The organism is Streptomyces seoulensis (genome assembly GCF_022846655.1).
Taxonomy (GTDB): Bacteria; Actinomycetota; Actinomycetes; order Streptomycetales; family Streptomycetaceae; genus Streptomyces.
Map to the genome: position 1 here is coordinate 5,272,825 of NZ_AP025667.1, position 18,669 is coordinate 5,291,493.

Below are 18,669 nucleotides of genomic sequence, written 5' to 3' on the forward strand. Positions count from 1 at the left end.
GCGGGATTCCGGAACGCGGAATTACCAGGAAAAGGTAAAGAACGAAAAGAGAAAGGCGCGGGGTACGCGCCCGGGAATCAGTAGGCGCCGCGCGGGGGCGCGACCGGGTAGCCGCCGGTGGCCGGTGCGGCGCCGTGCGCCTCCCGGTCGTAGAACGGGCGGGCGTTGGCGCGCATCCACATGACGACGGGGTCGTACGCGTCGGTCATGGCGACCGTGGAGACCGGCAGGCCCTCGGGGACCGCGCCGACCGACTGCTGCATCATCGCGCGGACCGAGTCGACCGCGGCCGGGGTGGTGTCGTAGACGTCCAGGCCGAGGGCGAGGTAGGGGGCGCCGAGCGCGGGCTGCACCCAGGCGCGGCGCAGGGAGCGCAGGGCCGGGGTGCGGTGGGCGTTCTGCGCGAGCAGGGCGTAGAACTGCGGTACCTCGATGGCCGGTTCGGACAGCCGCAGGGGCCCCGCGGGCCGGCGGTCGAGGCCGGTGGCGATGCGGCGCAGGTCCAGCCAGGGGATGCCGACGCCGCCGCCGGGGGCGTGCGGGTTGAGCCAGAGGCCGTAGTGGTCCGGGTAGAGGGTGCGGGCGACGTCGAGGCCGTCGACCACCTCGTAGGACCGGCTCCAGCCGCTGGCGGAGAGTTCCTGCGCGGAGGTCACGCAGGGGGCGTAGCCGAACTCCTCGACCCGCATGTTCGCGTACTGCGCGTCGGGGGAGCCGGCCTGGCCGTGCCACAGCAGCATCCAGATCTGGCCGGACGAGGGGTCGGCGAGGGCGCGGAGCAGTGCCTCGTAGGCGTCGTAGCGTCCGGGAGTGACCTGGCGCAGCATGTGCTCGACGCTGCCGCTTGGGCTCGCGCTCACCTGTCCTACCGCCCCTTCATTGCAAGTTCCCCACGTCGGGAGACAGCTTAAGCGCCCACCGCGCCCCCGCGAGGTCGGCCCCGCGGGCCTCTGTTCCTCAGTTGCCGAACTGGTAGAACGGCCGGACGTTGCTCCTCAGCCAGTCGGCCACCGGGTCCTGGGCGGCTTCCAGGAGGACCAGGTTGACGGGCCAGGGGGCGGGGGCGCGGCCGAGGGCCTTGCCGAGGGCGTCCAGCGGGAGGGCCTGCACGTCGCCTTCCCAGTGGGCGAGTTCGACGCCGACGAAGAGGACCGGGTCGGCGGTCTCGATGACGGCGAGGCAGCGGCGGGCGCTGACGACGACGCCGGTGGCGGCGAACTCGGCGGAGGCGGCGGCGAGGAAGTCCACCGGGTCCTCCTGCCAGTCGGGCTCGAAGAGCCGGACCCGGCCGCCCGTGGCCGGACCGTCCAGCGGGGTGCGCCCCGAGCGGCACAGCTCGGCCACCGCCTCGGGGGGCAGCGGGAGTCCGACCACGCCGCCGGGGTTGATGACCATGCCCGCCTGCGGCGGCAGACCGCGCGCGAACTCCACGGCGGGCGCGACGGTGTGCGGCAGGTGTCCGCCCGGCGACTGGCGGAACTGCTCCTCGGAGGAGAAGACCGGGACGTACACCTGGCCGTCGATGTCGACCGTGGGCAGGTCGAGCGGGCCGCTGTGCGGGCCGCCGCCGCTGGGCAGGGGTATCCACACGAAGCCGCGCGCCAGTACCTCGATGAGGCGGGCGCCGGCCTCGGGTATGCCGAGGGAGGCGGAGAGGACCTCCTCCAGTTCGTTGCCGGGCCAACCGCCGTGCGGGTGGGGGTGTGCCTGTGCCGGGAAGTCCGCGGGAAGGTCCGCCGGGAAGTCCATGTGCCTACCGCCTGCTGGGAGTCATGCTGTGGTGCAGAAGGCTATCCGGTACGGCTGCCCGCGCTCACTCGGCGAACTCGATCCGCCGCAGGCCGTCCGCCGAGGCGCGGTCCAGCAGGACCACCGAGCCGCAGTCGGCGGGGCTCTCGCCGCGCTCCACGGCGCCCAGCAGGCGGGCGGTGGCGCCGCGGTGACGGCGGAAGGCGTACCGGGAGACGCCCCGGCCGCGCTCGCGCTGGCCCTGCCGGGCGGTGCCGGCCGGCACGTCGAGCAGGATCAGGTGCAGGGTGCCGCCCCGGCGGCGGGCCTCGCGGGCGAGCCAGGAGCGGACCCAGGGCTGGGTGCCGCAGTCGTGCACGACGACGCCCTCGCCGGTGCCGAGGGCGCGGCGCAGTCCGGCGTAGTGGGCGAGGCGGACCAGGGGGCGGTAGAGCGCGTAGGGCAGGGCGGCGGGGAGGCGGGCGGCCCAGCGGTCGCGGGCGTCCTGGGAGTCGACGCGGTGGCCGGGCACCGTACGGCGCATCAGGGTGGACTTGCCGCTGCCGGGCAGGCCGGTGACGACGGCGAGGTCGTGGGGGCCGAAGCGCAGGGTGCGGGGGCCGCCGCCGGTGCGGCCGCGCAGGTCGCGGACGACCGGCGCGGGCCACTGGGCCCGGCGCTCGTGGGCGGGCACCGAGGGCTGCTGCGGCACCGGGATGCCGGTGGTCGTGGCGTACACCGTGGTTCTGTTCACCGTGATCGTCCTCCCCCTGTGGGCTCAGGTCATCCCCTGCCCAACTTATGTAAAGAGAAGGTAATGCGCCGGGGCGCCGGTCGGGTCCCCGAACGGCTACAGGCATGTCACAGCCGGCGGGCCCTTCAGGGCCCGGCCGTGCCGTGCGATGATGTGCGCGCCAACTGCATACCGGCCGCTTGAATCCGCGCGGGAGAGTCCCCATCCGGGGCGCCGAAGGAGCAAGTCCCTCCCTTGAATCTCTCAGGCACCGTTACCGCGCGGGCGAGGCACATCTGAAAAGCGGGCCGCTGACGGCAGTGGCTCCACCCAAGGTGCAAGCCGTGACCGTGCGGGTCATGGCGAACCTCTCAGGTTCCGATGACAGATGGGGAGGAACGTTCCTCGCCCGCGTCCGGCTCCGTCCGCGCGGGGGACCCATCGCCCTGGGAGACGACCGATGAGCAGCACCGACTCCACCGCCCCGCGCCGCACCGCGCTCGACGCCGTGCACCGCTCGCTCGGCGCGACGATGACCGACTTCGCCGGCTGGGACATGCCCCTGCGCTACGGCTCCGAGCGTGACGAGCACCTGGCGGTGCGCACGCGGGCCGGCCTGTTCGACCTCTCGCACATGGGTGAGATCACGGTGACCGGCCCCGATGCGGCCGCCCTGCTGAACTTCGCCCTCGTCGGCGACCTCGCCTCGGTCGGTGTCGGCCGTGCCCGCTACACCATGATCTGCCGGGCCGACGGCGGCATCCTGGACGACCTGATCGTCTACCGGCTCGCCGACGCCGAGTACATGGTGGTGGCCAACGCCTCCAACGCCCAGGTCGTGCTGGACGCGCTGACCGAGCGCGCGGCCGGCTTCGACGCCGAGGTCCGCGACGACCGCGACGCCTACGCGCTGCTCGCCGTCCAGGGCCCGGAGTCCCCCGGCATCCTCAAGGCGGTCACCGACGCCGACCTGGACGGCCTGAAGTACTACGCCGGGCTGCCCGGCACCGTCGCGGGCGTCCCCGCGCTGATCGCCCGTACCGGCTACACCGGCGAGGACGGCTTCGAGCTGTTCGTGAAGCCCGAGCACGCGGCCAAGCTGTGGCAGGCGCTGCTGGAGGCCGGGACCGCCGCCGGTCTGGTGCCGTGCGGGCTGTCCTGCCGGGACACCCTGCGCCTGGAGGCGGGCATGCCGCTGTACGGGCACGAGCTGACCACGGAGCTGACCCCCTTCGACGCCGGTCTCGGCCGCGTGGTCAAGTTCGGCAAGGAGGGCGACTTCGTCGGCCGCGAGGCACTGGCGAAGGCCGCCGAGCGCGCCGAGGCGCAGCCGCCGCGCGTCCTGGTCGGCCTGATCGCCGAGGGCCGCCGGGTGCCGCGCGCCGGATACTCCGTCGTCGCGGACGGCGCGGTGATCGGCGAGGTCACCTCCGGCGCCCCCTCCCCCACCCTCGGCAAGCCGCTGGCCATCGCCTACGTCGACGCCGCGCACGCCGCCCCCGGCAGCACCGGTGTGGGCGTGGACATCCGGGGCAGCCACGAGCCGTACGAGGTCGTGGCGCTGCCCTTCTACAAGCGCGCCAAGTAGACACTGGCACCGGGTCCGGCCGTCTCCCGGCGTGACCCTGCGCACATTTCACCCGCTCTTCAGCGGTTCGAGCCCTTTTCCCCCGACGAGCACGTCCTCGCGTACAGGAGAATTCAGGTCATGAGCAACCCGCAGCAGTTGAGCTACAGCAAGGAGCACGAGTGGCTGTCGGCCGCCGAGGGCGGCGCGTCGACGGTCGGCATCACCGAGCACGCGGCCAACGCGCTCGGCGATGTGGTCTTCGTGCAGCTTCCCGAGGTCGGCGACGAGGTCACCGCGGGCGAGTCCTGCGGCGAGCTGGAGTCCACCAAGTCGGTCTCCGAGCTGTACTCGCCCGTCTCCGGTGAGATCACCGAGGTCAACCAGGACGTGGTGGACGACCCGTCGCTGGTGAACTCCGAGCCCTTCGAGGGCGGCTGGCTGTTCAAGGTGCGCGTCGCCGCCCAGCCGGACGACCTGCTCTCCGCCGACGAGTACACCGCCTACACCGCAGGCTGAGGAGCCAGTAGCCGTATGACTGTCCTGAACACGCCCCTGCACGAGCTGGACCCGGAGATCGCCGCCGCGGTCGACGCCGAGCTGCGCCGCCAGCAGTCGACCCTGGAGATGATCGCCTCCGAGAACTTCGCACCGCTCGCGGTGATGGAGGCACAGGGTTCGGTCCTGACCAACAAGTACGCCGAGGGCTACCCGGGCCGCCGCTACTACGGCGGCTGCGAGCACGTCGACGTGGCCGAGCAGATCGCCATCGACCGGCTCAAGGAGCTGTTCGGCGCCGAGTACGCGAACGTCCAGCCGCACTCCGGCGCCTCCGCGAACCAGGCGGCGCTGTTCGCGCTGGCCCAGCCCGGTGACACCATCCTCGGGCTCGACCTGGCGCACGGCGGCCACCTCACCCACGGGATGCGGCTGAACTTCTCCGGCAAGCAGTTCGACGTGGTCGCGTACCACGTGGACGAGGAGACCGGCCTGGTCGACATGGCCGAGGTCGAGCGGCTGGCCAAGGAGCACCGCCCGAAGGTGATCATCGCGGGCTGGTCGGCGTACCCGCGTCAGCTCGACTTCGCGGAGTTCCGGCGGATCGCGGACGAGGCCGGGTCCTACCTGTGGGTGGACATGGCGCACTTCGCCGGTCTGGTCGCGGCGGGTCTGCACCCGAACCCGGTCGAGTACGCGGACGTGGTGACCTCCACCACGCACAAGACGCTCGGCGGCCCCCGCGGCGGCATCATCCTGGCGAAGAAGGACTTCGCGAAGAAGCTGAACTCCTCGGTCTTCCCCGGCTTCCAGGGCGGCCCGCTGGAGCACGTGATCGCCGCCAAGGCGGTCTCCTTCAAGGTCGCGGCCTCGGAGGACTTCAAGGAGCGCCAGCGTCGTACGGTGGAGGGTGCCCGTATCCTCGCCGAGCGGCTGACCGCGCCGGACGCCCGCGAGGCCGGGGTGAACGTGCTCTCCGGCGGCACCGACGTGCACCTGATCCTGGTGGACCTGCGTGAGTCGGAGCTCGACGGGCAGCAGGCCGAGGACCGCCTCCACGAGGTCGGTATCACGGTCAACCGCAACGCCGTCCCGAACGACCCGCGGCCGCCGATGGTCACCTCGGGCCTGAGGATCGGCACGCCCGCCCTCGCCACCCGCGGCTTCACCGCCGAGGACTTCGCCGAGGTCGCGGACGTGCTCGCCGAGGCGCTGAAGCCGTCCTACGACGCGGAGGCGCTCGCGGCCCGCGTGCGGGTGCTGGCGGACAAGCACCCGCTGTATCCGACGCTGGGCGAGTAGTACCCCGTACGTGTCATCCGGGTGCCCCGCCCACTGCCGGTGGGCGGGGCACCCGTGCTGTGTCCGCACCACCTTTTTGTACCTGTTCGTATTGAGGAGTCACCGTGGCCGTATCGGTCTTCGACCTGTTCTCGATCGGCATCGGCCCGTCCAGCTCCCACACGGTCGGCCCGATGCGGGCGGCGCGCATGTTCGCCCGCCGTCTGCGCAACGAGGGCCTGCTGGACCCCGTCGCCGCCGTCCGCTGCGAGCTGTACGGCTCGCTCGGCGCCACCGGCCACGGCCACGGCACCCCGAAGGCGGTGCTGCTCGGCCTGGAGGGCGCCTCCCCGCGCACGGTGGACGTGGAGGGCGCAGACGACCGGGTCGAGGCGATCAGGAAGGCGGGCCGGCTCAGCCTGCTCGGCGAGCACGAGATCGCCTTCTCCTACGACGACGACCTGGTCCTGCACCGCCGCGAGACCCTGCCCTACCACGCCAACGGCATGACGCTGTGGGCGTACGACGCCTCGGGCGCGGAGCTGCTGACCAAGACGTACTACTCGGTCGGCGGCGGCTTCGTCGTGGACGAGGAGGCGGTCGGCGCGGACCGGATCGTGCTGGACGACACGGTGCTGAAGTACCCCTTCCGCACGGGTGACGAGCTGCTGCGCCTCACCAAGGAGACCGGTCTGTCGATCTCCGCGCTGATGCTGGAGAACGAGCGGGCCTGGCGCACCGAGGAGGAGATCCGCGAGGGCCTGCTGGAGATCTGGCGGGTGATGCGCGAGTGCGTGGCCCGCGGCATGTCCCGCGAGGGCATCCTGCCGGGCGGCCTGAAGGTGCGCCGCCGCGCCGCCATGTCCGCCCGCCAGCTCCGCGCCGAGGGCAACGCGCTCGCGCACTCCATGGAGTGGATCACCCTGTACGCGATGGCGGTGAACGAGGAGAACGCGGCGGGCGGCCGCGTGGTCACCGCGCCCACCAACGGCGCGGCCGGCATCATCCCGGCGGTGCTGCACTACTACATGAACTTCGTGCCCGGCGCGGACGAGGAGGGCGTGGTCCGCTTCCTGCTGGCCGCGGGCGCGATCGGCATGCTCTTCAAGGAGAACGCCTCCATCTCCGGCGCCGAGGTCGGCTGCCAGGGCGAGGTGGGCTCCGCCTGCTCCATGGCGGCGGGCGCGCTCGCCGAGGTGCTGGGCGGCTCCCCCGAGCAGGTGGAGAACGCCGCCGAGATCGGCATGGAGCACAACCTGGGCCTGACCTGCGACCCCGTCGGCGGCCTCGTCCAGATCCCGTGCATCGAGCGCAACGGCATGGCCTCGGTGAAGGCCGTCACGGCCGCCCGGATGGCCATGCGCGGCGACGGCTCCCACAAGGTCTCCCTCGACAAGGTCATCAAGACCATGAAGGAGACGGGCGCGGACATGAGCGTCAAGTACAAGGAGACGGCGCGGGGCGGGCTCGCGGTGAACATCATCGAGTGCTAGGGGCCGGGCGGCACTGAATACTGGGGATCATGCGCACCGACTTCGATCCCTCGGCCATGGGCCCCCGCGCCTTCTACCGGCTGCTCACCTCGGTGGTGGTTCCCCGGCCGATCGCGTGGGTCTCCACCGTGTCCAAGGACCACCCGGACCGGCCGAACCTCGCACCGCACTCCTTCTTCTCCGTCTCCTGCGTGGAGCCGCCGATCGTGCAGTTCACCTCCGTGACGCGGAAGGACTCGCTGCGGAACGTGGAGGAGACCGGGGAGTTCGTGGTCAACCTGGCGCCGGAGGGGCTGTTCCGGGAGATCAACGACACCGCGACGGACTTCCCGTCCGAGGTGAGCGAGTTCGACGCGGTCGGCCTCGAACAGGAACCCTCGCTGCGGGTGAAGCCGCCGCGGGTCGCGGCCTCCCCGGCGGCGCTGGAGTGCGTGCTGCACAGCATGCTCACGCTGGGCGACTCCACGGTGGTGTTCGGCCGGGTGGTCCACGCGGTGGTCAGCGAGGAGATGCTCGCGGACGACGGGCTCCCGGACATCGGGCGGCTGCGCCCGCTGACCCGGCTGGGCCGCGACGAGTGGGGGACGCTCGGCGAGGTGCTGGACAAGCCGCGCATCCGCTGGCGGGACTGGCAGGAGGGCGAGCGGAGCTGATCGACGCCGTCGCGTCGGAGTGACGCCTAGTCGGACCGGCCGAGTCCCCAGGCGTCGGCGAGCAGCGAGAACGAGCGGGCCCGGTGCGCGGGGTCGTGGGTGTAGGTCGTGATGATGAGTTCGTCGGCCCTCAGGTCCGCGACCAGCGCCTCCAGCTCGGTGACGACCGTCTCCGGGGAGCCCACCGCGCGTACCTCCTGGAAGTCGTCCACGAACCGGGCGACCTCGGGTCCGATCACTGTCCCCAGGTCTCTGACCGGGGGCCGTAGCGGGCCGCGCCGACCGGTGTAGATGCCTGCGGCCAGCTGCTGGGCGGTGGTGAACAGGTAGTGCGCCTCGTCGTCGGTGGGGGCGACCAGGACGTTGACGCCGACCATGGCGTAGGGCTGCCTGATCTCGGCGGTGGGGAACTCCGTCGAGAAGCGCGAGCGGTACAGCTCCAGCGCCTCGTGCCGCATCTGCGGGGCGAAGTGGGAGGCGAAGGCGTAGGGCAGTCCGAGATAGGCGGCGACGGCCGCGCCGTCGAGGCTGGACCCCAGCATCCACAGGGGGACCTCGGTGCCCTGGCCCGGCACGGCCCGCACCTCGGGTCCCTCGCCGTCGGGGGAGCCGAGGTAGCGGTGCAGGTCGACGACGTCCTGGACGAACGTGTCGGTGGCCGCGCCGCCCCGGCGCAGCGCGGCGGCCGTCGTCGGGTCCGTGCCCGGTGCGCGGCCGAGGCCGAGGTCGATGCGGTCGCCGTACATCTCGGCGAGCGTGCCGTAGTACTCCGCGACCATCAGCGGGCTGTGGTTGGGCAGCATCACGCCGCCGGAGCCCAGCCGGATGCGCTTGCTGTGTTCGGCGGCCCGGCCGATGAGCAGGGACGTCGCCGAGGACGCGAAGGTGGCGACGTTGTGGTGCTCGGCGTACCAGTACCGGGTGTAACCGAGCGCGTCCGCGAGCCGGACCAGTTCCACCGACTGATCGAGCGCGGTGGAAGTGTCGGTGCCCGAGGCCACGGGTACGAGATCGAGGATCGACAGCGGAACACGCGAGGTTGTCATGTCGGCGCCACAATCATCAGGTGCGGAGTGCCCCCACAGCGAAGGTGTCACAGGCCCGACCGGCCCGCAAACAGAGCTGGGGCGCGGCGGTCCGGGGGCCGCGTGCTCAAGATCCGGCGTGGCCCAACTCGCCCTGACAGGGGCTCACTTGACTTCCTCACCTGGGGCGAAGACACTCGGGTGAGTCTGGTGTGGTGTGCCCGGACGCCCTCTTCCTTGTCTCTTCTCCCCCTCCTTTTCCGTCCCGCCGCGGTGGAAGACGTCGTCGCCGGATCGGCTCCGCCAGCCAGGAGAACACATGTCTCTGACCCTCCAGTTCACCATCCGCAGCGACAAGGGACTTGTCCGCGAAGTCAACGAGGACTCCGTGTACGCGGCGCCGCATCTCTTGGTGGTGGCGGACGGGATGGGCGGGCATGCCGGCGGCGAGGTGGCCAGTTCCGTCGTCATCTCGCACATGGCCGAGCTGGGACCGGAGCGGACGCGGGCGGAGCCCATGGAGGCGCTGCGCGAGGCGATACTCGCCGGGAACCTGGCCATCGCCCGGGCGGTGCGCGCCTCGCCGGAGCTGGACGGGATGGGGACCACCATCACGGCGGTCCTGATGGAGGCCGACAGCGACCAGTTCGTCGTGGCCAACGTCGGGGACTCCCGCACGTATCTGATGCGCGCGGGCGAGCTGGTGCTGCTGACCCGTGACGACTCCCTGGTGCAGACCCTGCTGGACGACGGCCGGATCACCGCGGCCGAGGCGCTCGCGCATCCGCAGCGGTCCATGGTGACGAAGGCGCTGGTGGGCGGGGAGTCGCTGAGCCCCGCGCTGTTCCGTCTGGAGACGCTGCCCGGCGACCGCTTCCTGCTGTGCTCGGACGGGCTGAGCGATCTGGTGGCCGAGTCCGACCTGGCCGTGGCGCTCGGCATACCCGGCCGGGACGACGCCGCCGACCGGCTGGTCGAGCTGGCCCTCGGCGCGGGCGGCAACGACAACGTGTCCGTCGTGGTCGCGGACGTCGTCCACGGCGACGCCTACGCCCCGGACGACGCCGCCCCGGTCATCTCGCGCGCCCCCCTCCAGGAGGACACCGCCGCTCCCGCGCGCCCGGGGCGGAAGGGCCGCACGGTGTTCGTGCTGGCCGCCGTCGTGGTGGCGGCGGCCGTGGCGGTGTACCTGCTCGGCTAGGGCCTTTCTTCCGGATCGGGCCGACGCGGACCTACGGCGCCTTCCGGCCGACCCGAGCGGGGTCTGCCAGACCCCGCGACCGCGGCAAGATCCGGAAGACAGGCCCTAGCGCTGCTGGAAGGCGCAGCCCGCGTGGGCGCCGGCCGCGTAGGAGATGACGTCGGCGCGGGCAGCGGGCAGACCGCGCAGGAAGGCGCCCGCGTAGCTGCGGCCGATGAGGAAGGCTCCCCAGTTCAGCACCCAGGGGGCGGGCTCGCCGGTGCCCTCCTCGGGGAAGGGCTCCGGGAGCGGGGTGACCAGTTCCTGCACGATGTGCGGGGTGACCAGCGCCCGCTCCAGGCTCGCCGCCCACCGCGCGTCGTCCACGCTGCGGCCCAGCACGGTGCCGGAGCCGCCGAGGCCGTGCGCGGGCTTGAGCACCAGGCGCTCGCGGTGGCGCCGGCAGTACGCGAGCAGGTCGGCCGGCTTACCGTCGATCCGCGCCGTGCCGGGGCGCAGTTCATGGGTCCACGGGAGCAGGCGGCGTACGAGGTCCCGCTCCCCCGCGTCCAGGGTGTCCTGGCAGCGGTCCTCCCGGAGCAGGGCCAGCGCGCGCTTGTTGCCGTGCATGGAGGTGCGCAGCGGGGACAGCAGGGGGACGCCGCAGCGCGCGAACAGGTCGAGCAGGGCCTCGGCCTCCCGCAGCGTGGCCGCGTCGGCGGTCAGCTCGCCCAGGGTGAAGTAGCGGTACACCAGGTCGGCCGGGCGGCCGTCGACGAGGAGGCGGCCGCCCGACTCGCGGGCCTGGCCGGTGTGGCAGCCGTACGCCTCGATGCCGTGCGGGGCGAGCAGCCCGGCGAGCGCGGTGATCTCCGGCTCGGTGCCGCGGTAGCCGTCGGGACAGTCCATGAGGGCGACCCTGCAGGTCTCCCCGGTCCGGCCCGCGGCCTGGCGCATCTGCCCCGCGAGCACGGCGACGGGGTCGGGGAAGCCGAGGTCCTCCCGCGTGACGAACGCGGCCAGTTCCGGGTCGGCCAAAGTGAGCCGGTTCAGTTCCGGGATCTGCAGGCCGCCCAGCGCGCTGCTGATGTTGAACTCCAGCATGCGGAAGCCGGACCGGTCCCGGTAGAGGTCGGCGCGGCCGATGCGGGCGGGCTCGGGCACCGGGGGCCGCAGGGCCAGGCGGGACTGTTCGGGGCGCAGTCCGACCGCTGCGGCGAAGGCGTGCGGGTCGCCGTCGAAGAGCCGCTCGGGCAGTGTGAACAGCAGGTCGGTCACACCGTTGAGGTCGGCTTCGAGCTGTCCGGCCTCCTCGGCCGTGAGGAAGGCGGGCCGGGTGAGGAAGCGGTCCTCCAGGGCCCGGTGGACGAGGTCCAGCCGCGCCGGGTCCGGGTCGCGGAGGGCGAGCGGGCGGCGTCCGGGGCCAGCCAGGTAGCGGGCGGTGAGGGTGGTGGGCGGGGCGGTCGTCATGGGGCGGGCGTCTCCTCGGCCGGCGCGGGCCGGGTCGTGATGCGGACCAGGGCGGCGGCGGCGCGGGCGCGCGCGAGGGCCTCGTCGGGGGTGTCCGCGGTCGCGATCACCGAGCCGCAGCGGTCGTCCGAGCCGCGCAGTTCGGCGACCGTGTCCCCGGGGGCGACGTCGGGGTCGGTGTCCACCACGCCGGGGCTCGCCTCGGCCGCCTCCCAGCCGGTGACCTCCGTGACCAGGCCGGGCGGCGCGGTCAGGAACCAGGTGGCGGCGGCGCCCGCGGCACCGCTGCGCGCGGGCGGCCGTGCTCCCGCCACATGGGCGGCCAGCAGATCGCGTACGTCCGCGCCCGTGACCTCGCGTACGAGGTCGATGATGCCGTCGCCGCCGGGGCGGTTGTGGGACTCCACGACGCGCGGTCCGCGCGGGGTGACGATGATCTCCGTGTGCGCGGGCCCCTCCGTCAGACCCACCGCGTCGAGCAGGCTCCGGGTGGCGGCCGCCAGCGCCTCGTACCGGGCGGTGTCGATGCGGGCGGGGACGACGTGGCCGATCTCCACGGCGTTGTCACCGGTGAACTTCTCGGTGACGGCCAGCACTTCGTGCTCCCCGGCGCGGGAGAAGGACTCCACGCTGTACTCGGGCCCGTCCAGGAACTCCTCGGCGAGCAGCGCGTCCGGCACGGCCGCGACCAGCCGGGCGGCCCGCTCCACGTCGGCCGCCTCCCGCAGGACCTGGATGCCCTGACTGCCGGAGCCGTCGCGCGGCTTGAGCACGACGGGCAGCCCGGCACGCGCGGCGAAGGCGGCCACGTCGCGCGGCGCCCGCATCAGCGCGGCCCGGACGGCGGGCGTGCCCGGCGCGTCCGCGAGGGCTTCGCGCATCAGCGCCTTGTCCTTGAGCAGCAGCACCGTCCGCAGCGGGTCGCCCTGAAGACCGAGGGCGTCGCGGATGCGGGCGGCGGTGGTCAGGAAGCGTTCGCGGACGGTGACGACCCGGTCGAAGGGGACCGCCTTGTGCAGGGCCACGGCCCGGTCGAGCCAGGCTTCGCCGTCGTCGTCGGACAGCAGCAGCGCCTCGTCGCAGGCGTCGCGGTGGCCGGGGCCGAACTCGGCGAGCGTGCCGCCGTAGACGACGTGGCAGCCGTGGGCGCGCAGAGCCTTGGGCAGCCGGGTGCCGCCGCCCAGGACGAGGACGGTCCGGGCGGCCGCGGGGCCGGTGTCGGTCATACGGATTCCTGGGTGAGCGCCGGGTCCTTGGTGACCCGTGGGACGGCGGGGGTACCGGGGGTGTCGGGGACGGGCCGGGCCCGGCGTGCGGTGTACGGGGCGGCGGAGGCGACCAGGGCGACGACGGCGCCCAGCAGCAGCCAGCCGCCCACCGGGCGCCAGTCGGGGCCGGGGGCGAGGCAGAGCGTGGTCAGCGCCAGCGGGGCGACGACACCGGTCACGCCCCGGCCGAGGGAGAAGAAGCCCTGGTACTCGCCGTGCGAGCCGTCGGGGGCGAGTTCGTAGCTGAGGCCGTAGCTGCCTGCGGACTGCCAGAGTTCGCCGGCCGTGTGCAGGGTCATGCCGACGAGCAGCAGGCCCAGCGCGGCGAGCGGTGCGGAGGCGAGGACGGCGCAGGCGATGGCGGCCCAGCCCGCGAGGAGCACCCAGCCGGAGCGGCGGACCACGCGCGCGGCGGTGTCCACGTCCCCGGTGCCCCGGGAGAACGGCACCTGGAGCAGGACGACCAGCACCGTGTTGGCCAGCACCACGGCGGAGATGGTCCACTCGGGGGCGCTGGTGTGGTCGGCGATCCACAGTGGCAGGGCGAGGGACAGCACGTCGTAGTGGATGCTGGTCAGTCCGCAGACCAGGGTGACCTGGGCGTAGGGGCGGTCCCGCAGGACGGTGCGGCGGGCGGGCGCGGCCGGGCCGGTGGGCGCGGGGCGGACCGGGGGCACCTTGCGCAGGGGCAGCGCGGCGACGGCGTAGGCGCCGGCGTTGAGCAGGAGGACGGTCAGATAGGCGGCGCGGGTGTCGGCCGCGAGGGCGAACGCGGCGAGCGCGGTGCCGATGCTCAGACCGGCGTTGGTGACGGACTTCAGCAGGGCGCGCAGCCGTACCCGCGCCTCTCCGACGCCGACGCTGCTGATGACGGCGCCCCGCGCGGCCGCGCCGCCGCGTTCGGCGACGGCGGCGACGCAGGTGACGGCGATGAACGCCCACAGGGAGTGGACCAGCGCGAACGAGGCCGTGGCGAGGGCCTGTCCGGCGAGGGCGGCGGCGTAGGTGCCGCGGGCGCCGAAGCGGTCGGCGATCCGGCCCGCCGGGACGGCCGCCGCCAGGCCGGTCAGCCCGGCCACGGCGAGGCCGACGCCGACCTGGGCGGCGGAGAGGCCGACCGAGCGGGTGAAGAACAGCGCGCTGACCGGGAGGAGGAGCCCGCTGCCGGTCTGGCCCACGAGGGTGGACAGGGCGAGCGCGCGGGGCGCTCCCCGCTCCGGCAGCAGGGCGCGTATCCGGCCCGGTCCGCGACCTGACGGCAGGTCAGTCATGCCCGCCCTCACCGGTGAGCCGGGCCAGTTCCTCGAGGACCAGTTCGGCGTGGCGCTCGGGGTCGGGCACGGGGTGGATCAGGGAGCGGACGGTGCCGGTGCGGTCCAGGACGACTCCGGCGCGCTCGAACAGGGCCCGGCCCTCGGCGTGCACCTCGGGCACGCCGAGTTCGCGGCCGAGGGAGAGGTCCTTGTCGCCGATCAGGGGGTAGCCGAGGGCGCGTTCGGCGGCGAAGCCGGCCAGCTCGCCGGGCGCGTGGGCGCTGACGCCGAGTACGCGGGCGTCGGCGCGGGCGAACCGGGCGGCCGCGTCGCGGGCGGAGCACAGACCGGTGGTGCAGCCGCCCAGTTCGGGCACGCGCTCCCCGATGCCGGGCTCGGTGATGAAGAACAGGACGGTCCACTCGTGGTCGGGCGACGGCACGCCGACCGGACCCTCGGGCGTGGTGACGGTGCGCTGCATGGGGTTCCTCCGTGGTGGGGTGCGCGGGTGCGACGGGGGATGCTCACACGGAATCCGCGTACCGTTCCACCTCCCACGGGGTGACGACGCGGTGCCAGGCGTTGAAGTCCGCGCGGCAGTGCCGGTCGTGGGCCGTGGCGGCGAGGTCGCCCAGGGCGCCGCGTACGACGGTGTCCTCGTCGAGGGCGCGCAGCGCGGTGGGCAGGTCGGTGGGGAGCGGGGCGATGCCGCGGGCGGCGAGTTCGGCGGCGCCGAGGGTGTCGGCGGGCTCCTCGCAGGCGTCGGACAGCTTCAGCCCGCGTTCCGCGCCGTCGGCGAACGCGGCGAGGACGGCGGCGAACAGCAGGTGCGGGTTGGCGGCCGGGTCGGGGCTGCGCAGCTCCAGCCGGGTGGAGTCGGGTACGGCCGGGTCGCCGACCACCTTGAAGGCGGTGGAGCGGTTGTGCCGGGCCCAAGTGACGTGCACCGGGGTGCCGGAGGCGGGGACCATCCGCTTGTAGGAGTTGACGGTGGGGTTGCCGAGCGCGGTGAGCGCGGGGGCGTGGTCCAGGACTCCGGCGAGGCTCGCGCGGAAGAGCGCGGACATGCCCTGCGGGTCGTCGGCGTCGTGGAAGAGGGGGCGGTCGTCGGTGGTGCCGCGCATCGAGACGTGGACGTGCAGGGCGTTGCCGTAGAGGTGGGCGAGCGGCTTGGGCATGAAGACGGCCCTCAGGCCCCGGCGGCGGGCCATGGCGCGGGCGGTGTGCTTGAGCAGCAGGAGCCGGTCGGCGGTGGTGAGGGCGTCGCCGTGCAGGAAGACGATCTCGCGCTGGCCGGGGCACACCTCGTGGTGGTGGCCGGTGACGGTCAGGCCCATCCGGTCCAGCGCCTCGCTGATGTCGCGGCAGACCTCGTCGGCCTCCTCGGCCTCGCCCAGGTCCCAGTAGCCGCCCCGGTCGGAGGGGTGCAGGGTGCCGGGGTCGGACTCGCGCAGCAGGTAGAACTCGGCCTCGACGCCGAACACCGGCCGCAGGCCCCGGCGTTCGGAGTCCTCCACGGCGCGGCGCAGCACGGCCCTGGGGTCGGCGGCGAAGGGGCGGCCCTGGGCGTCGCGCACGTCGCAGAAGACCATGCCGACGGTGCGTCCGGCCGGGGTGGTCCAGGGCCGGACGACGAAGGTGTCCGGGTCGGGGACGAGCCGCAGGTCGCTGTGGTCGGGGTCGCCGAACCCGAGCAGGACCGAGCCGTCCACGGTCCAGCCGTCGGCGCGTACCGCGTCCCAGCGGGCGGCGGGGATCTCCAGCGACTTCAGCCGTCCGGCGATGTCGGTGAAGAGCAACTGGACGAAGTCGGTGTCGGCGGGCTCGTGCCCGGCCGGGACGGCGGTGGCCATCACGCGTCTCCTCGGTAGTACGGGGCCGGCGCGCTCGTCCGGCCGGTTCCGGCGCAGGCCACCGCGAGGTCCGCCGGGGACCTCGGCGGGACGTGGGCGCGCAGGACCCGGTCGGCGAGCAGGCCGAGGGAGCTGAGGTTGGGGAAGCCGGGGCCCTGGGCCAGGGCCGCCAGGTTGGGCAGGTGCAGCGGTACGGGCAGGCCGGGCGCGGCGAGGGAACGGTCGATGGCGCCTTCCACGGCGGCACGGGTGAGGGTGCCGCCGACTGCCGCGGTGAGGGCGGCGCGGGCGCGCGGGCCGAGCAGGCCGGTGAACCACATCGGGTCCCCGCCGGTGGCGTCCACCACGAGGTCGGCCTCGATCACGCCGGGGCGTCCGCCGTACTCGTAGGTGAGTGCGACCGGGGCGCCGGGGCGGGTGCCGGTGGCGCGGCCGGGGCACCAGTTCACCCGTGCGGTGCGGGCCAGGTCGTGCTGGACGTCGAGGGAGAAGACGGCGCGGTCGGTGCGCCGGATGAACTCCCTGCGGTCGCTCTCGGTGAGCGCGGTCCAGCCGGTGGGGTCGCTGTAGTAGCGGTTCTCGAAGGGGCTCTCGCCGCGGCTGTAGAGGGCGGCGCGCGGGGTGACGACGGTGACCTCGCGCTCCTGGGCGACGGCGAGTTCGCGGACCACGGTCCCGGCGGTCTCGCCGGAGCCGACGACCACCACGTGCCGTACGGCGGAGGGCAGTCCGGCGACGGCCAGCCGCCAGAAGCCGGCGGTGTCCAGCACCCGGTCGTCGTCGGCGGTGAGCGCGGTGCCGGACGGTCCCGGCCCGGACACCAGCAGGCCCCGGCCGCGTACGGTGCCGTGGCCGCCGGGAGCGGTGTGGCCGAGGGTCCAGCCGTCGTCGTCCGCCTCGGCGCTGTGCACCTCGCCGGTGACGACGCGCAGTCCGGCCTCGCGGGCGGCCCAGTCGAGGTAGTCGGCCCATTCGCGGTGGCTGGGCTGGGGGCGGCCCCGGTCGACCCAGCGGGCGTAGCCGCCGCGGCTCATCAGGTGTCCGGCCCAGCCGTAGCCGGTGGTGAGGCGGACGATCTCGGAGACGAGCGGGTCGTGCGGGTCGCCCCAGGCGGTGGCGTCGTAGGGGAAGCCGAGGTCCTTCTCGGGCAGGGTGCCCAGGCTCTGGCGGCCGTTGGTCCAGCCGTGGCCCTCCCGCCAGTGGGCTGCGGTGCGGTCGCGTTCGACGGCGACCACCTCGGGCGCGTCGAGCCCGGCCTCCCGGAGCACCTTGGCCTTGACGGCGAGGGCGATGGCCTTGGGGCCGGCGCCGATCACCAGCAGGGGCAGGTCGGAGCCCGAACCGCCGTGCGGGCGGGCCGGGTCGGCGGGCCGGGCGAGCGGCTCGGGTGCGAGGTCCCTCATCGGCGCCCTCACAGGAATCGGGCCGGGTCGAAGGCCGCCGGTATGCCCGCTCCGGCACCGCCCTGGATGCGCTCGGCGAGCTGTTCGGCGACGACCTGGGAGTAGGGCATGCCGTGTCCGCTGAAGGCGGCCATGACCCACAGTCCGGGACGGCCGGGCAGCTCGCCGACGAGGGGGCAGCGGTCCGGCGTGAAGGCCATGACGCCGCTCCAGGCGCGCACCACGGGCACGCCCGCGGTGCCGGGCAGCAGGGCGGGCAGCGCGGTGGCGAGCCGGTCGGCCAACTCCGGCGAGAACGCCGGGGTGTTGTCGTCGGCGGGCAGCGCGATGCCCTCGTCGCGGTGGGGCACGGTGGTGCGCAGGCCGCCCAGGAGCAGGGAGCCGTCCTGGTTCTGGCCGCCGTAGACCAGGCCCCGGTCCAGGCCCCACTGCGGGATGCGGAAGGACACGGGCGCGGTCTGCACGAGCTGGCCGCGCACCGGGGTGATCAGGTCGTCGAACTCGGGCAGCAGGCGTCCGGTCCAGGCGTTGAGCGCGACCACGACCTGCTCGGCGACGACCTCGCCTGCGTCCGTGGTGACGCGCCAGGCGCCGTCGTCCGTCCGCTCCAGGGAGGTCGCGGTGACACCGAGGCTGAACGTGGCGCCGTGGCGGCGGGCTGCGTCGGCGATGCCCCGCACGTAGCCGACCGAGTGCACGGCGTCCTGGTCGGGGCGGTGCAGTCCGCCGAGGACGGTGTCGGGCAGGTCGGTGCCGAAGACCCGGCGGGCCTCGGGCAGGTCGAGCCACTCGGCCGCGATGCCGTCGGCGCACAGCGCGTCGGCGGTCCGCTTGAGTTCGAGCGCCTCGTCCTCGCTGTCGGTGAGGTCGAGCTTGGCGGTGGTGGTGTGGTGGGCGTCGATGCCCTCGCGGGCGGTGACCTCGCGCACCAGGTCGCGGTTGACGAGGGTGGCGCGGTACACGGCGAGGGCCTGCTCGTGGCCGATCCGGTCGATGGCGGGCGCGTGCTGGGCGTTGCCGCCCTGGATGACGCGTCCGGCGTTGCGGCCGGACGAGCCCTCGGCGGGGCTGTCGTTGCGGTCGACGACAAGGGGCGCGCGGCCCGCGCGGGCGAGCCAGTAGGCGAGCGTCGAGCCCATGACACCGGCGCCGAGCACCAGGACGTCGGCACGGCCCGGCACGGGCGTGCTGCCGCCCGTCCAGCGCGGTCCGCTCGCCAGCCAGCAGGAGTCGGGGGATCGCATGGTCTTCCTTGGGTACGAGG

At 73.8% G+C, this 18,669-nt stretch carries 17 protein-coding genes and 2 riboswitches; of the genes, 6 read left to right on the forward strand and 11 right to left on the reverse strand.

What is annotated here, in order from left to right:
- Positions 1 to 77: 77 nt before the first annotated feature.
- The 3 genes from HEK131_RS24195 to HEK131_RS24205 all read right to left on the reverse strand — a co-directional run bounded on the left by HEK131_RS24195 (position 78) and on the right by HEK131_RS24205 (position 2,488).
- Positions 78 to 827, reverse strand: a complete 750-nt coding sequence (locus HEK131_RS24195; RefSeq protein WP_244452132.1) for an enhanced serine sensitivity protein SseB C-terminal domain-containing protein — start codon at positions 825 to 827, stop codon at positions 78 to 80.
- Positions 828 to 957: 130 nt separating this feature from the next.
- Positions 958 to 1,749 carry an enhanced serine sensitivity protein SseB gene (locus HEK131_RS24200; RefSeq protein ID WP_217461744.1) on the reverse strand — a complete coding sequence of 264 codons (792 nt, stop codon included), beginning with the start codon at positions 1,747 to 1,749 and terminating at the stop codon, positions 958 to 960.
- A 64-nt stretch (positions 1,750 to 1,813) separates the two neighbouring features.
- Positions 1,814 to 2,488, reverse strand: coding sequence for an AAA family ATPase (locus HEK131_RS24205; protein ID WP_244452133.1), 675 nt, complete (start codon positions 2,486 to 2,488; stop codon positions 1,814 to 1,816).
- A gap of 174 nt (positions 2,489 to 2,662) precedes the next feature.
- Positions 2,663 to 2,751: riboswitch (glycine riboswitch) on the forward strand.
- Positions 2,752 to 2,859: riboswitch (glycine riboswitch) on the forward strand.
- A 62-nt stretch (positions 2,860 to 2,921) separates the two neighbouring features.
- Between HEK131_RS24205 and gcvT the strand changes: the two genes are divergently transcribed.
- The 5 genes from gcvT to HEK131_RS24230 all read left to right on the forward strand — a co-directional run bounded on the left by gcvT (position 2,922) and on the right by HEK131_RS24230 (position 7,953).
- A complete protein-coding gene (gene gcvT, locus HEK131_RS24210; protein WP_244337004.1) occupies positions 2,922 to 4,049 on the forward strand; it encodes a glycine cleavage system aminomethyltransferase GcvT in 1,128 nt (375 codons plus the stop codon).
- Positions 4,050 to 4,169: 120 nt separating this feature from the next.
- On the forward strand, positions 4,170 to 4,547 hold the full coding sequence (gene gcvH / locus HEK131_RS24215) for a glycine cleavage system protein GcvH (protein WP_217461747.1): 378 nt from the start codon (positions 4,170 to 4,172) through the stop codon (positions 4,545 to 4,547).
- Between the two features lie 15 nt (positions 4,548 to 4,562).
- On the forward strand, positions 4,563 to 5,828 hold the full coding sequence (gene glyA, locus HEK131_RS24220) for a serine hydroxymethyltransferase (protein WP_217461748.1): 1,266 nt from the start codon (positions 4,563 to 4,565) through the stop codon (positions 5,826 to 5,828).
- A 104-nt stretch (positions 5,829 to 5,932) separates the two neighbouring features.
- The gene (locus tag HEK131_RS24225; protein WP_217461749.1) at positions 5,933 to 7,300 is read left to right on the forward strand and encodes an L-serine ammonia-lyase; all 1,368 of its coding nucleotides are present in this window, start codon (positions 5,933 to 5,935) and stop codon (positions 7,298 to 7,300) included.
- A 29-nt stretch (positions 7,301 to 7,329) separates the two neighbouring features.
- Positions 7,330 to 7,953: a flavin reductase family protein gene (locus tag HEK131_RS24230; RefSeq protein ID WP_244337005.1), complete on the forward strand. Its 624-nt coding sequence runs from the start codon at positions 7,330 to 7,332 to the stop codon at positions 7,951 to 7,953.
- 26 nt (positions 7,954 to 7,979) lie between these two features.
- Here the strand turns inward: HEK131_RS24230 and HEK131_RS24235 are convergent, their stop codons facing one another.
- Positions 7,980 to 8,999, reverse strand: a complete 1,020-nt coding sequence (locus HEK131_RS24235) for an LLM class flavin-dependent oxidoreductase (RefSeq protein WP_244337006.1) — start codon at positions 8,997 to 8,999, stop codon at positions 7,980 to 7,982.
- 298 nt (positions 9,000 to 9,297) lie between these two features.
- Between HEK131_RS24235 and HEK131_RS24240 the strand changes: the two genes are divergently transcribed.
- A complete protein-coding gene (locus tag HEK131_RS24240; RefSeq protein ID WP_244337007.1) occupies positions 9,298 to 10,179 on the forward strand; it encodes a PP2C family protein-serine/threonine phosphatase in 882 nt (293 codons plus the stop codon).
- A 105-nt stretch (positions 10,180 to 10,284) separates the two neighbouring features.
- Here the strand turns inward: HEK131_RS24240 and HEK131_RS24245 are convergent, their stop codons facing one another.
- The 7 genes from HEK131_RS24245 to HEK131_RS24275 are packed head-to-tail and all read right to left on the reverse strand — an operon-like array spanning position 10,285 to position 18,649.
- A complete protein-coding gene (locus HEK131_RS24245; RefSeq protein WP_244337008.1) occupies positions 10,285 to 11,628 on the reverse strand; it encodes a hypothetical protein in 1,344 nt (447 codons plus the stop codon).
- Entirely contained in the window at positions 11,625 to 12,854 is a 1,230-nt protein-coding gene (locus HEK131_RS24250; protein ID WP_244337009.1) for an ATP-grasp domain-containing protein, read from the reverse strand. The genes HEK131_RS24245 and HEK131_RS24250 overlap by 4 nt, the downstream gene beginning before the upstream one ends.
- Positions 12,851 to 14,167 (reverse strand): MFS transporter, encoded by a 1,317-nt coding sequence (locus HEK131_RS24255; protein WP_244337010.1) that lies wholly within the window; start codon positions 14,165 to 14,167, stop codon positions 12,851 to 12,853. Before HEK131_RS24255 ends, HEK131_RS24250 begins: the two co-directional genes overlap by 4 nt.
- Complete coding sequence (locus HEK131_RS24260; RefSeq protein WP_244337011.1) at positions 14,160 to 14,630, reverse strand: redoxin domain-containing protein; 471 nt, start codon at positions 14,628 to 14,630, stop codon at positions 14,160 to 14,162. Before HEK131_RS24260 ends, HEK131_RS24255 begins: the two co-directional genes overlap by 8 nt.
- A 43-nt stretch (positions 14,631 to 14,673) precedes the next feature.
- Entirely contained in the window at positions 14,674 to 16,002 is a 1,329-nt protein-coding gene (locus tag HEK131_RS24265; RefSeq protein WP_217461759.1) for a glutamine synthetase family protein, read from the reverse strand.
- On the reverse strand, positions 16,002 to 17,405 hold the full coding sequence (locus HEK131_RS24270; protein WP_244337012.1) for a SidA/IucD/PvdA family monooxygenase: 1,404 nt from the start codon (positions 17,403 to 17,405) through the stop codon (positions 16,002 to 16,004). The genes HEK131_RS24265 and HEK131_RS24270 overlap by 1 nt, the downstream gene beginning before the upstream one ends.
- A gap of 8 nt (positions 17,406 to 17,413) precedes the next feature.
- The gene (locus tag HEK131_RS24275; protein WP_244337013.1) at positions 17,414 to 18,649 is read right to left on the reverse strand and encodes an NAD(P)/FAD-dependent oxidoreductase; all 1,236 of its coding nucleotides are present in this window, start codon (positions 18,647 to 18,649) and stop codon (positions 17,414 to 17,416) included.
- Positions 18,650 to 18,669: the final 20 nt, after the last annotated feature.

What these genes read in the sequence shown, in the direction of transcription:
- HEK131_RS24195 (WP_244452132.1), bottom strand. Translation starts at nt 827, where the DNA reads ATGCTGCGCCAGGTCACTCCCGGACGCTACGACGCCTACGAGGCACTG.
- HEK131_RS24200 (WP_217461744.1), bottom strand. Translation starts at nt 1,749, where the DNA reads ATGGACTTCCCGGCGGACCTTCCCGCGGACTTCCCGGCACAGGCACAC.
- gcvT (WP_244337004.1), top strand. Translation starts at nt 2,922, where the DNA reads ATGAGCAGCACCGACTCCACCGCCCCGCGCCGCACCGCGCTCGACGCC.
- gcvH (WP_217461747.1), top strand. Translation starts at nt 4,170, where the DNA reads ATGAGCAACCCGCAGCAGTTGAGCTACAGCAAGGAGCACGAGTGGCTG.
- glyA (WP_217461748.1), top strand. Translation starts at nt 4,563, where the DNA reads ATGACTGTCCTGAACACGCCCCTGCACGAGCTGGACCCGGAGATCGCC.
- HEK131_RS24230 (WP_244337005.1), top strand. Translation starts at nt 7,330, where the DNA reads ATGCGCACCGACTTCGATCCCTCGGCCATGGGCCCCCGCGCCTTCTAC.
- HEK131_RS24235 (WP_244337006.1), bottom strand. Translation starts at nt 8,999, where the DNA reads ATGACAACCTCGCGTGTTCCGCTGTCGATCCTCGATCTCGTACCCGTG.
- HEK131_RS24240 (WP_244337007.1), top strand. Translation starts at nt 9,298, where the DNA reads ATGTCTCTGACCCTCCAGTTCACCATCCGCAGCGACAAGGGACTTGTC.
- HEK131_RS24245 (WP_244337008.1), bottom strand. Translation starts at nt 11,628, where the DNA reads ATGACGACCGCCCCGCCCACCACCCTCACCGCCCGCTACCTGGCTGGC.
- HEK131_RS24250 (WP_244337009.1), bottom strand. Translation starts at nt 12,854, where the DNA reads ATGACCGACACCGGCCCCGCGGCCGCCCGGACCGTCCTCGTCCTGGGC.
- HEK131_RS24255 (WP_244337010.1), bottom strand. Translation starts at nt 14,167, where the DNA reads ATGACTGACCTGCCGTCAGGTCGCGGACCGGGCCGGATACGCGCCCTG.
- HEK131_RS24260 (WP_244337011.1), bottom strand. Translation starts at nt 14,630, where the DNA reads ATGCAGCGCACCGTCACCACGCCCGAGGGTCCGGTCGGCGTGCCGTCG.
- HEK131_RS24265 (WP_217461759.1), bottom strand. Translation starts at nt 16,002, where the DNA reads ATGGCCACCGCCGTCCCGGCCGGGCACGAGCCCGCCGACACCGACTTC.
- HEK131_RS24270 (WP_244337012.1), bottom strand. Translation starts at nt 17,405, where the DNA reads ATGAGGGACCTCGCACCCGAGCCGCTCGCCCGGCCCGCCGACCCGGCC.
- HEK131_RS24275 (WP_244337013.1), bottom strand. Translation starts at nt 18,649, where the DNA reads ATGCGATCCCCCGACTCCTGCTGGCTGGCGAGCGGACCGCGCTGGACG.